This window comes from Shewanella sp. Actino-trap-3, assembly GCF_002836275.1.
In the GTDB taxonomy this organism is placed as follows: domain Bacteria; phylum Pseudomonadota; class Gammaproteobacteria; order Enterobacterales; family Shewanellaceae; genus Shewanella; species Shewanella psychromarinicola.
This window is the reverse complement of the sequence record NZ_PJCE01000001.1, coordinates 3,961,285-3,972,985: the sequence shown is the minus strand read 5'-3', so window position 1 is coordinate 3,972,985 and position 11,701 is coordinate 3,961,285. Positions and strand designations below refer to the sequence as shown.

General features: G+C 41.0%; 9 protein-coding genes and 3 tRNA genes. 5 read left to right on the top strand and 7 right to left on the bottom strand.

The genetic code is table 11. From position 1 onward, the window contains the following. The 7 genes from CXF80_RS17280 to orn all read right to left on the bottom strand — a co-directional run bounded on the left by CXF80_RS17280 (position 1) and on the right by orn (position 4,223). Entirely contained in the window at positions 1–1,329 is a 1,329-nt protein-coding gene (locus CXF80_RS17280) for an N-acetylmuramoyl-L-alanine amidase (RefSeq protein WP_101034156.1), read from the bottom strand. A gap of 12 nt (positions 1,330–1,341) precedes the next feature. Continuing rightward, on the bottom strand, positions 1,342–1,800 hold the full coding sequence (gene tsaE / locus CXF80_RS17275) for a tRNA (adenosine(37)-N6)-threonylcarbamoyltransferase complex ATPase subunit type 1 TsaE (protein ID WP_101034155.1): 459 nt from the start codon (positions 1,798–1,800) through the stop codon (positions 1,342–1,344). A gap of 172 nt (positions 1,801–1,972) precedes the next feature. Then, positions 1,973–2,428 (bottom strand): hypothetical protein, encoded by a 456-nt coding sequence (locus CXF80_RS17265; protein ID WP_101034153.1) that lies wholly within the window; start codon positions 2,426–2,428, stop codon positions 1,973–1,975. 681 nt (positions 2,429–3,109) lie between these two features. Further along, positions 3,110–3,185 (bottom strand) — tRNA-Gly (locus CXF80_RS17260). A 36-nt stretch (positions 3,186–3,221) separates the two neighbouring features. After that, positions 3,222–3,297 (bottom strand) — tRNA-Gly (locus CXF80_RS17255). A 178-nt stretch (positions 3,298–3,475) separates the two neighbouring features. Next, a tRNA-Gly gene (locus tag CXF80_RS17250) sits at positions 3,476–3,551 on the bottom strand. Between the two features lie 126 nt (positions 3,552–3,677). After that, positions 3,678–4,223 carry an oligoribonuclease gene (gene orn, locus CXF80_RS17245; protein ID WP_101034152.1) on the bottom strand — a complete coding sequence of 182 codons (546 nt, stop codon included), beginning with the start codon at positions 4,221–4,223 and terminating at the stop codon, positions 3,678–3,680. 112 nt (positions 4,224–4,335) lie between these two features. On the opposite strand from orn, the gene rsgA reads away from it, so the two are divergent. The 5 genes from rsgA (at position 4,336) to CXF80_RS17220 (ending at position 11,659) form a co-directional block, all read left to right on the top strand. Further along, positions 4,336–5,397 carry a small ribosomal subunit biogenesis GTPase RsgA gene (gene rsgA, locus CXF80_RS17240; RefSeq protein ID WP_101034151.1) on the top strand — a complete coding sequence of 354 codons (1,062 nt, stop codon included), beginning with the start codon at positions 4,336–4,338 and terminating at the stop codon, positions 5,395–5,397. 103 nt (positions 5,398–5,500) lie between these two features. Continuing rightward, positions 5,501–6,367 carry an archaetidylserine decarboxylase gene (asd, locus tag CXF80_RS17235; protein WP_101034150.1) on the top strand — a complete coding sequence of 289 codons (867 nt, stop codon included), beginning with the start codon at positions 5,501–5,503 and terminating at the stop codon, positions 6,365–6,367. Between the two features lie 306 nt (positions 6,368–6,673). Further along, complete coding sequence (locus CXF80_RS17230) at positions 6,674–9,913, top strand: mechanosensitive ion channel domain-containing protein (RefSeq protein ID WP_101034149.1); 3,240 nt, start codon at positions 6,674–6,676, stop codon at positions 9,911–9,913. Between the two features lie 24 nt (positions 9,914–9,937). Next, positions 9,938–10,672: a glycerophosphodiester phosphodiesterase gene (locus tag CXF80_RS17225; RefSeq protein WP_101034148.1), complete on the top strand. Its 735-nt coding sequence runs from the start codon at positions 9,938–9,940 to the stop codon at positions 10,670–10,672. Between the two features lie 36 nt (positions 10,673–10,708). Further along, positions 10,709–11,659: a D-2-hydroxyacid dehydrogenase gene (locus CXF80_RS17220; protein WP_101034147.1), complete on the top strand. Its 951-nt coding sequence runs from the start codon at positions 10,709–10,711 to the stop codon at positions 11,657–11,659. The last annotated feature ends 42 nt before the right edge of the window (positions 11,660–11,701 follow it).

The following is an 11,701-nucleotide window of genomic DNA, read 5'->3' as shown; positions in this document are numbered from 1 at the left end:
TTATGTCCTAGGGATCACAAGTGTTTGTCCAATACGAACAACGTCTGATTTAAGATTATTCACACTTTTTAGACTACTGATCGACACACTGTAACGCTGGGCGATAATGGATAGAGACTCACCACGTTTAACACTGTGTTTCATATTTAATGTTTTAGCCAATAAAGTATCGGCTGGCGGATTACTCTGAAAATAACGTAACACGCCTTTGTAAATAGCATTTGCAAGCTTTTGTTGATGATTTCCATTAGACAATAACCGCTCTTCACCTGGGTTAGAGATAAAGCCGGTTTCAACTAAAAGAGATGGAATATCAGGAGACTTAAGCACTGCAAAGCTTGCTGATTCAGGCTTTCTTTTGTGTAAGTGGGTAATAGAACCTAAATCGCTAAGAATATCACCCGCGATAGAATGACTTATCGCCATCGAACTGTTCATCGACATATCAAGTAAAGTCATTGCTAAATATTGTTCACTATCGGTGTTTTGAATGATCTCACCAGCACCGCCTAACAACTCTGAGTGTTTCTCTTTTTGCTCTAACCATCGACCAATTTCACTATTGGCTCGGCGCATTGACAAGATCCAAACGGAAGCACCGTTAGGTTGTGGTGAAGTAAAGGCATCGGCGTGGATAGATATCAATAAATCCGCTTTACTATTGCGCGCTAATTCAGAGCGTTTATTCAAATTAACAAAATAATCACCACTGCGTGTCATTACAGCGCGCATACCTGGCGTTGAATCCACTTTACGCGCTAGGCGCTTAGCAATTTCAAGTACCACACGCTTTTCATGCATACCAGAAGGCCCAATTGAGCCAGGGTCTTCCCCTCCGTGACCAGCATCAATGGCAACAATAATGTCTCGAGCTGACTGATTAGAAGATCGACTAACCGTTTGCACTGCTGACGACCCACCATCGGAGTCCTCTAAGTCGACCACTAAACGGTTTCCGTAAGGTGCTGTTGGCGGCAAAGTAAATAAACTTGATTTTACCGGTTTCGATAAGTCCATAACAAGACGCAATATGCCTTTTCTAGGCGGAGAACTAAAACGGATTTTTTTAATAATTTTACTGTTGTTGGCTATTTTATCTAAATTAATTTTAGCGCCAGTATCTTGAATATCGACCACCAAACGATGAGGGCCGGTTAAGGTAAAACTGTCATATTTGGGCGCTTGAGTTAAATCAAACACCACTCGCGTCGATTCTGGAGCAGCCCAAATACGCACGCTATCAAGTTGATTGGCCGCCCAAACCACGTTAGGCAGCAAAAACAACAGCATGTAAAGTACAGTGGTAAAAAACGTATTTTTTAAAGTCATTATTATTTGATTTTATTTTATTTTATTTAAAATTGCCTGTCCTGCTGGGGATAAGGCTTGTAATTCAATTTGTCTTTGAGATTCTTTATAACGCAAATGCACTTGGATGTCAGCCCCAGGGAGTAATCCATGACCATTATCAGGCCATTCAACTAGACAGACGCTTCGATCCGTAAAATAATCACGGATACCCATATATTCAAGTTCCTCTGGGTCGGCTAATCGATATAGGTCAAAATGAAACACATCCATATCGTTAAATTCATAGGGTTCTACCAGAGTATAAGTCGGACTTTTTACCGCGCCTTGATGACCCAAACTTTGGATAATGCCTCGACTAAACGTCGTTTTACCAGCGCCTAAGTCCCCAGTGAGATAAATCGTTAAAGGAGGTACAATCCACTGAGCAATTTGTTGCCCAAGCATAACTGTAGCTTGTTCATTTTCAAGGATTTTAACCAGAGATGCCATGTTTTAGGTCTATATCTATTAAAAAGAGTTATAAGAATGCTAAATATACCAGAAGTTACCGGGGAACTCCCATTGTTATGCGGTTATTTTTTGTTAATAAAAAAAGCCAGCTACTGGGAATAGCTGGCAAATTAACACTTCAGGAAGTTATGTCAAAGTTTCAATGCGTCGTTTAAATGTCATCCATACGAATTGTGCTGTGAACTAAACGTTTTTGTTGAGTTTGTGCCACTCGCACTAAGTCCATTAATGTATTTCTAATTTCATCGGTTGGGCTACTAATAGCTGTTTTTTCAAGTAACGCGATTAAGCGATTTTCCAAATCCAGATGTAACTCAAGCACTTGACTCTCATCCATATTGGCGGGGAATGATGTTTCAATGCAACGTTTACTAAAGTCTTCAAAGGTAATGTCTTTATACCAAGTATTTAATATTCTTGAGGGTGCATCGTCAATATAACGCTCTAAAGTCTCGTATATGTGCCTCTGGTGTTGCTGGAAATACGTCAGCATCATTTTAACGCGAGTAGAATCCGCATTACGATCTAAACGCTTATACAGTTTCTCCATGTCGAGATGGCAATTAGCAACATAATCAAGTAGCTCACTTAGCTGTTGGATCCGCATAACACTCACCTCGTTTAACGCCCTAGCATCTTAGGAAATTTATCTTAAGTTGATTATCAAAGATAATCACTGTAAATGATTTGAACAATGTCATGTTTTACTTCACAAGTAGACCATTACTTTAGAGATCCATAAAGAAGTGAGTGCTAGATCACTTGTTTGGTTGATTAGAAATCAATTTGCCTTAACAACGCTTGAAAATGAACCGAGTTAAGCAGGTATTGTTAAAAATGAATTGAGTGTCAATGCATAACGAGTGAAGTGGTGAAGACGATAAGGTTGTTTTATGAAGGAGTGTTAAACGACCTTCCCGTCATAAACAATGGTTCGAACTGATGACGCTGTTATGACTTCTCGCTTGGCAAACCAAGAGGTATTGCATTTTCTAAAAACGCAACTGAGCTAATTTAGATAAAATTTAGGGAATGTTTACAAGGATTTTTAACAAAGGAAGTGATTTGGAGCGACGTTTCTTTATAAATAAAAAGTGGTTCGAACTGATGACCGCTTTATGACGTCTAGCTTGGCAAACAAAAAGGTATCGCATTTTCTAAAAGCGCAACTGAGATAATGTTGCGTACTATCAAAATCATGTAGAAAATTGGAGCGACCTTCTTTATAAATAAAGAGGGGTTCGAACTGATGACCTATACCTTGGCATTACAAAATCATGTTGAAATTTGGAGCGACATATCAGGTTCGAACTGATGACCTATACCTTGGCAAGGTATCGCTCTACCAACTGAGCTAATGTCGCACATATTTCACTTTATTTTAAAATCATACAGAAATTTGGAGCGACATATCAGGTTCGAACTGATGACCTATACCTTGGCAAGGTATCGCTCTACCAACTGAGCTAATGTCGCACACTTTTCGCTTTCTTTTAAAATCTAACAGAAATTTGGAGCGACCTTCTTTATAAATAAAGAGGGGTTCGAACTGATGACCTATACCTTGGAACAAGATTGGTATCGACTCTTACAATTAACTCAACTGAGCTAATGTCGCACATATTTCACTTTCTTTTAAAATCATACAGAAATTTGGAGCGACATATCAGGTTCGAACTGATGACCTATACCTTGGCAAGGTATCGCTCTACCAACTGAGCTAATGTCGCATACTTTCAAATTTCAATACAACTTTCTATGACTCAGAGTTTGGCGCTCTGTAGAAAGTTGAGGCCGCATTATAGGTAAATTTTACTACGCTGCAACCCCCTTTTTTAAAAAAATTGTTCAATTGGTTAAATTTTAAATACTTCTGTGCGATAAAACTGCATTTCAGCAATAGACTCTTTGATATCTTCTAATGCTTGATGAGTATTTTTCTTACTGAAGCCATTCATTGTTTCAGGGCTCCAACGACGAACCAACTCTTTGATGGTACTCACATCGATATTGCGATAATGAAAATACTCTTCAAGCTCCGACATGTACTTATTCATAAAGCGACGATCTTGACCAATACTGTTGCCGCACATTGGCGATGCGCCTTTAGGCACGTACTGAGATAAAAAATCAATCGTTTGTGTTATCGCATCTTGTTCAGAACATTTACTGGCGCGCACACGGTCAATTAATCCTGACTGGCCGTGATGTTTTTGGTTCCAATCATCCATGCCTGCTAGAGCAGCATCGGTTTGGTAAATCGCTAGTACAGGGCCTTGAGCAATGATATTAAGGTCTTGGTCGGTCACTAAGGTGGCAATTTCAATAACTCGATCCACAGCGGGTTCTAAGCCTGTCATTTCCAAATCAACCCAAATTAGATTATTCGCATCAACAGCCATTTATGCCGCCTTATGTTATCTGTCGCCTAAATTCAGGCATTTTTATAAAAGAGTGTGTATCATACTGTTTTTTTGACACACAAAAAAACACCTATTTAATGAAGATAAGCCTGTGAGTAAAAAGAAACCCCTAAGTCAGGGCCAATTACGCCGAATGCGCGCTAATCAGACTAAGCGATTAAAGCGCAATGACGATAACACTCAACATGCCGAGTTACAGGACAATCTGTTAGGTCCTGAGCAAGCTGGTGTGGTTATTTCTCGCTTTGGTCAGCATGCCGATATTGAAACTGCAAACGGTATGGTATCGCGATGTAATATTCGTCGCGCGGTCACCAGTTTAGTCACGGGTGATAAAGTCGTGGTAAGACTCGCGACTGAAGTCCAATCCGGCTCCAGTATCGGTGGTATTGTCGTAGCCGTTCACCCACGAAAATCTTCTTTAACTCGACCAGATTTATACGACGGCGTAAAAATTATTGCCGCCAACATCGATCAAATCTTAATTGTGTCATCGGTTTTGCCTAGCTTTACCACCCAAATTATTGATCGATATCTAGTGGCTTCTGAAGATACCGATATTCGACCTATCATCATTCTGAACAAAATTGATTTATTAGATGATACCAATCGTGATGAAATCGAACGAGCTTTGACACGCTACCAAGATATTGGTTATCCGGTTTATCGGATCAGTAGCCACACAGGCGAAGGCGTAGATGACATTAAAGATTTACTCAATAACAAAGTCAGTGTTTTCGCTGGTCAATCAGGAGTTGGAAAGTCTTCCTTAATCAATGCTTTAATGCCAGAAGCTGAACTATTAATTGGCGATGTGTCCGATAACTCAGGTTTAGGTCAACACACGACCACCACGGCCAAGTTACTGCATTTTATCAGCGGGGGTGATTTAATTGATTCACCTGGTATACGCGAATTTGCATTATGGCATTTAGATGCCATCAGGGTTGGTTGGTGTTTTATCGAATTTAGAGATTTTTTAGGAACATGTAAGTTTCGCGATTGTAAACATGGCGACGACCCAGGTTGTGCTTTACAGCAAGCATTAGCTGATGGAAAAATAACCAAAGACCGTTTTAGTAATTATCAACGTATTATTGCCAGTTTAGATGAACAACGTCATGCACGACATTTCCGTGCAATTGATGAATAATATTCTGTATGCCTAATACTCTTTATAAAGACTAGGCTGTAGAAATAGTAGGCTGTAGAATAAAACTATATCGTTCAACCAGATGAGAGAAAAGGGAAACACATTGGACTCAATTAAAATTGCTTTGCAATACATGTTGCCAAAACACTTTCTGTCGCGCTTAGTGGGCAAATTTGCCGCTGCAGAAGTAGGCGTTATCACCACGGCAGGGATTAAATGGTTTATCAAACAATACAAAGTTGATATGTCAGAAGCATTGCAACCTGAGCCCGAAGCCTACAAAACCTTCAATGCCTTTTTTACCCGGGCATTAAAGCCTCAACTGCGACCTATCTGCCAAGACAGCCATTTCATGGCGCACCCGGTTGATGGGGCGATAAGTCAATGTGGTTCAATTGACGCTCGCAACATTTTCCAAGCCAAAGGTCACAGTTATACGACCGAAGCATTATTAGGGGGTGATAAGAATGATGCTGCACGTTTTGATGATGGCGATTTTGCCACTATTTACTTGGCTCCAAAAGATTACCACCGGATCCACATGCCAATCACAGGTACATTATCAAAAATGACTTATGTGCCAGGCGATTTATTCTCGGTTAATCCTCTTACGGCTCAAAATGTGCCCGGACTATTTGCCCGTAATGAACGTGTGGTGGCTATTTTTGAAACCGAAGCAGGCCCACTTGCAATGGTACTGGTAGGTGCAACAATTGTAGCCAGTATTGAAACAATTTGGTCCGGTACAGTGACCCCACCAGGTGGTAAGCAAGTGTTTAGCTGGGACTATCCAACCACAGGCCCAGAAGCGGTTACCTTAGAAAAAGGCGCTGAAATGGGTCGTTTTAAACTAGGCAGCACTGTGGTGATGTTATTTGCGCAAGATGCCATTGCAACATTTGCTGATGGTGTCGAACCAGGTGAAACCACGCGTATGGGTCAACCATTCGCCAAATTCAACCAGCAATAACTCGCCACCACTAAACCACACCCTGAATTAATTGAGCTATATTGAGCCGTACTGCTTTTGAGTGGTACGGCTTTATATTGTAAACTCATTGCTCATTTACCACTGCATTGCGCTTTTTAAGCGAAAAAACAGCGCTGTAGTTTCGTGTTACCCCCCCTTTTACGATTGGTGCTAGCACGCAGCATTTTAGACGAGCAACAGACCACTCCAACCACGATTAAATAAATAAGGATTGTTGCGACAGCTTTATTTGAAACTCAGCAAAGACATCAAAAATATAGATCATAATCTCGCAAATTTGCTACCATGACCATACTCCAGCCTGAGCCAAGTATTATGTTACGTTTAGCGTGTTTATTTCTGTGTTTTCTTATAGCAAATATACTGTCAGTTTCTGTATTTGCTAATACCCCTCTAACCCTAGATAAGCGTTTGGGGCTCAATAGCCAATCTGAAAATCAGCCGCTTGATATACAATCTCAAATTACAGAACTCGAAAGCAGCATTGAAAAGCTGCAAATTGAACAACAAACCTATACCAATATAGAACGCTCTAACAACGAAGCAAAACTCTCACTGGCAGAGCAACTTGCTGAAGCACAGAAACCGTTAAGCCTAAATGTTGAAATCGATCTTAACCAGCAAGCTTCAATGGCCTATTTTCATTTATCGGAATTAAAAGAGACCGAATCGAGCCTTAATCAGCAGTTACGTCTGATTTCACAACGCCAAACGCAATTACCTGATTTAATTGTTCAAGCACAAAATGCCTTAACCCAACATAATAAAACCCTAAAATCGCCGATTGATATTCCATTAGGCCAACGTAACAAACTTCAGGCAGAACTGCTCGCGCAGCATATTGTCACCTTACAAGCTGAACAATTAGCTAACCCTAAGCAGTTAGAAATTACTCAACTACAACAGCAGCTCAATCGCTTGTCTTTAAGCCAACAAGGAATCTTTATTGAGCTTATCAACAAACACAACATTGAGTCTCGCCAGCAGCAAACCGCAGACACCATAGCCAATAACTTAATTGATGCCCAAGAGCTAGCCGATCCATTATCTCAAGAACTTAGCGAAGTAAATCAGCACTATGCTGAACAATTACAGACCCTCACCAGTAATATAAAATCTGCGATCGAGAATCAACAACGAATTGAGAAACGCTATCAATCACAAAATGCCCAACTATCAAACGTACTTGAGCAAATTACCTGGGTTAAAACTAACTCCGCCTTTGGCGATCGTTTTTTGCAGATGCTGCAATCATTACCTAAGCCACCCAATCTAGACAAACTGCAAACAGAATTAGCCGATGCTCGTTTACAACGCTACAAATTAGAACAGCAACAAGCACTGAACAGCCAGCAACTTGATAACCGCGACATGTTTAATGAAACCCAGATTAAATTACTGCAATCACAACAAGAGCTAATCAATCAACTATCGCAAAGTTACGATCAATATCTAGCTGAATTTGCTAAGTTACGCATTGGTTATGAACAATTAAATCAATTACATAACACATTAAAAAACACCCTTAACGAACATCTATTTTGGGTGCCTAATGCGCCTAGCATTGGCGCCTTATGGTTAATTGACTTAAGCCACAGTAGTGTCTGGTTACTGCAACCGAGTCAGTGGCAGTTGTTACAACAAGCTTGGTCTGAACAAAGTAATTATTGGGCTTGGTGGGGAATTTTATTTTTGTGTTGTTTAATGGCACAGGACATGCTGACACCTAAGTTCAATGAAGCGATTAGTCGCTATGCAATATATGTTGGCAATGTGACTCAAGATAAATTTAAATACACCATTAAAACCCTAATCATCAGCTTAACGTACGCCTTAATAAGGCCGTTACCGGTGATAATGGCAGGGATTATTTTCTCGCGTTCAGAGCAAAATCTGGTTTATGCCGTGGGGATTGGCATTTTAGCTATTGGTGTCAGTTATCTGATATATCAGTTCTTTTTCTTGTTAACCCTTGATAAAGGTATTTTGATCAGTCATTTCAGACGGCCCAAGAAAATTGTCCAACAAGCACAACAAACCATGGCTTCGTTTGTCATGGTATCTGCGCCATTAATAGGTTTAATGGGCTTTACCGAAGCGTTAGATACCTCATTAGTACGCAACAGTCTTGGCCGTGGTGCGTTTATCGTTTTCTGTGTTGTGCTATTTCTGCTGTATAAAGAAGTCATGTTACTTATTGGCCAATATCGCAAAAATAAGCCTAGCGCCACTAATATGGCTATCATTCAAAAAGCGCTATGGGCAATACTGATCGGGACCCCTGTTTTTAGCGCAATCTTGGCGGTGATCGGCTACTACTTCACCGCATTCCAACTTCTATTACAGCTACAAATTTCGGTATTATTAGGCTTGGGCTTCTTGCTGACTTATCAGTTAATTAAGCGTTGGATGTTGATTGAACGCCGTTTAATCGCATTTGATCGCGCCAAAGCCAAGCGTGCAGAGTTACTTGCACAACGAGAAAGAGACGAATTACAAAACAATGAACCGATAGATACCTATGAAGAACCGATTGTTGATTTAGAAACCATTTCCAGCCAGTCACTGGGCTTAGTGAGATCAATTTTAATTTTGGCCTTCTTCGCCAGCTTATTGGGCATTTTGGCGCAAACGCATACTGCGGTATTCTCGTTTTTAGATGGCATTACTTTATGGACCACCAACAGCAATGTAAATGGTATTGAGCAACAAGTGCCCATTACATTGAAATCAATTCTATTTGGAATTATGTTAGTTGGTTTCTCATTAGTTATTGCTAAAAACCTCCCCGGTTTGATGGAACTGACGTTATTGCAAAGATTAGATTTATCGCCAGGAACCGGGTTTGCCATTACCACTGTGAGCAGTTATTTAGTGGTATTTTTTGGCATACTATTTGGTTTTTCAACCCTTGGGATGGAGTGGGCTAAATTGCAATGGCTAGTTGCGGCACTCTCAGTAGGCTTAGGGTTTGGCTTACAAGAAATTTTTGCTAACTTTATTTCTGGTTTGATCATTCTATTTGAAAAACCCATTCGTATTGGCGATACCGTTACTATCCGCGACCTATCAGGTACAGTCAGTAAAATCCAAATCAGAGCGACTACGATTGTCGACTTTGATCATAAAGAAATTATTGTGCCAAACAAAGCCTTTATTACCGAACAACTGGTTAACTGGTCGTTGTCCGATCCGATCACTCGTGTGATCGTAACAGTATCGGTATCTCGTGATGCTGATCCAACCAAAGTCGAAATGTTACTTCATCAAGCCGTGCTTGAATGTGATTTATCATTAGCCATACCGGAGCCAGAAGTATGGTTCGCCGGTTTTGGTCGACACACACAAGATTACGAAATTCGCTCGTATGCGAAAGACATGTCGGATCGTTGGCCGTTACGCCACAGCTTGCATAAACTCATTAATAAAAAGCTTAAAGAAAATAATGTCGAACTTGCCTATCCGCAGATGGACATTCATATTAATCATATGCCTAAAGAATCCACCGGATTATATAAAGGCTAATTCAAGTCTTAATTAAGGAAAGCTATGCTCGTTTTTGCTCACCGCAGCGCCAGCGGTTATGAACCTGAAAATACCTTAATTGCTATAGACAAAGCACTCGATTTGGGTGTTAATGCCATTGAACTTGATGTGCATTGCGTTGAAGGTGAATTAGTGGTGTTTCATGATCGCCGTTTAGAAGGTAAGTCAACCGGAACAGGGCTGATCCACTTAACCACAAAAGCAGCTCTGGCTCTATTTACCGTCGGCGGACAAGCGATCCCCACGTTATGGCAGGCACTCGAACGGATAAGCACAAAAAGCGAAGGCTTGTGCAGCGTCAACATCGAATTAAAAGGCGTTGGCTGCGTAAAACCCTTTCTTGCATTATACCCTCAAGCCCTTGAGCAACTCAATTACACCCCAGAACAACTGTTAATATCATCATTTAACCACCCCTATTTGGCTCAGATAAAAAACACTTTCCCACAAGCTATTATCGCCCCATTACTGGCGGGGATCCCGCTAGACTTAGCTCAAATAATGACGACGCTTAATGCCTATTCGATCAATCTTGACGTGAGTTTTATTAATCAAGCTATTATTGATGACGCCCATCAGCGCGGCGGTAAAGTATTTGTGTATACCGTTGATCATCATGAAGATATTCAAGCGTTAAAAGCAATGGGTGTCGACGGTGTTTTCAGTAATTATCCAGACAAAGCGATGGCAATAGCAATGATGCCGGTCACAGTGGACTACCATGGTTGGTTTGAATAAGCCGTCTACGTATCAAGACTAAATCATGGAATCCCTATGGCGAATAAATTATTATTGCTGACCAGAGAGAACGATCAATATCGCCAATTATTGGCAAAGCATTCATTGCCAGATCTCGAAATTGTCGATGACATTCTCGTTGATACTGGCGATGACACGCTCAGCAATATTAATGATGCTGATATTTGGTTAGCAGAACCCCATTTAGCCGCACCATTACTGCCCCATGCAACAGCGCTTAAATGGTTACAATCAACCTTTGCGGGTGTCAATGCGTTAATGCAACCATCATTACGACATGATTATTTGCTGACCAATATTCGCGGCGTCTTTGGCCCGCTAATGAGTGAATATGTTTTTGGCTACCTATTAAGCCATTATCGACACCATGCCCAGTATACGCAGCAACAACACCAGCAGCTTTGGCGACCAGGCAGTTACCGAACTTTGCAAGGGCAACAACTATTAATACTAGGCACGGGCTCCATCGCTCAACACCTTGCGATAACAGCCCACCATTTTGGCATGACAGTCAGCGGGCTCAATCGCCAAGGCGCACTCGTGAGTGGCTTTAATCGCATCGACACGATGGATAAATTAGCCGATTATTTGCCCCATGCACATGTCATTGTCAGCGTATTACCCGATACACCTCAAACCAAGCATCTATTAAATGCCGAAAATCTGCCCTTATTGAAACCTGATGCCATGTTATTTAACATTGGCCGAGGTAACGCAATTGATTTGACTGCTTTACAAACTGAACTGATGCTATGCCCACAGCGCCAAGCCATATTAGATGTGTTCGAACAAGAGCCCTTGCCTGCTAACCATCCACTATGGCATTACGATAACGTCACTATTACTCCGCATATCGCTGCGCCAAGTTTTCCCGAACAAGTAGTACAAATATTTAGCCAAAACTATTGCCGATGGCAACAGTCCAAATCATTGCACTATGTCGTCGATGCTAGCCATGGCTACTAAAACGGGCTGAAATAGCATTGTTTAACCTCAGATCGGAACAAT

Excerpts from the sequence above, each read along its gene's own strand:
- CXF80_RS17280 (WP_101034156.1), bottom strand. The coding sequence starts at position 1,329 with ATGACTTTAAAAAATACGTTTTTTACCACTGTACTTTACATGCTGTTG.
- tsaE (WP_101034155.1), bottom strand. The coding sequence starts at position 1,800 with ATGGCATCTCTGGTTAAAATCCTTGAAAATGAACAAGCTACAGTTATG.
- CXF80_RS17265 (WP_101034153.1), bottom strand. The coding sequence starts at position 2,428 with ATGCGGATCCAACAGCTAAGTGAGCTACTTGATTATGTTGCTAATTGC.
- orn (WP_101034152.1), bottom strand. The coding sequence starts at position 4,223 with ATGGCTGTTGATGCGAATAATCTAATTTGGGTTGATTTGGAAATGACA.
- CXF80_RS17230 (WP_101034149.1), top strand. The coding sequence starts at position 6,674 with ATGACCATACTCCAGCCTGAGCCAAGTATTATGTTACGTTTAGCGTGT.
- CXF80_RS17225 (WP_101034148.1), top strand. The coding sequence starts at position 9,938 with ATGCTCGTTTTTGCTCACCGCAGCGCCAGCGGTTATGAACCTGAAAAT.
- CXF80_RS17220 (WP_101034147.1), top strand. The coding sequence starts at position 10,709 with ATGGCGAATAAATTATTATTGCTGACCAGAGAGAACGATCAATATCGC.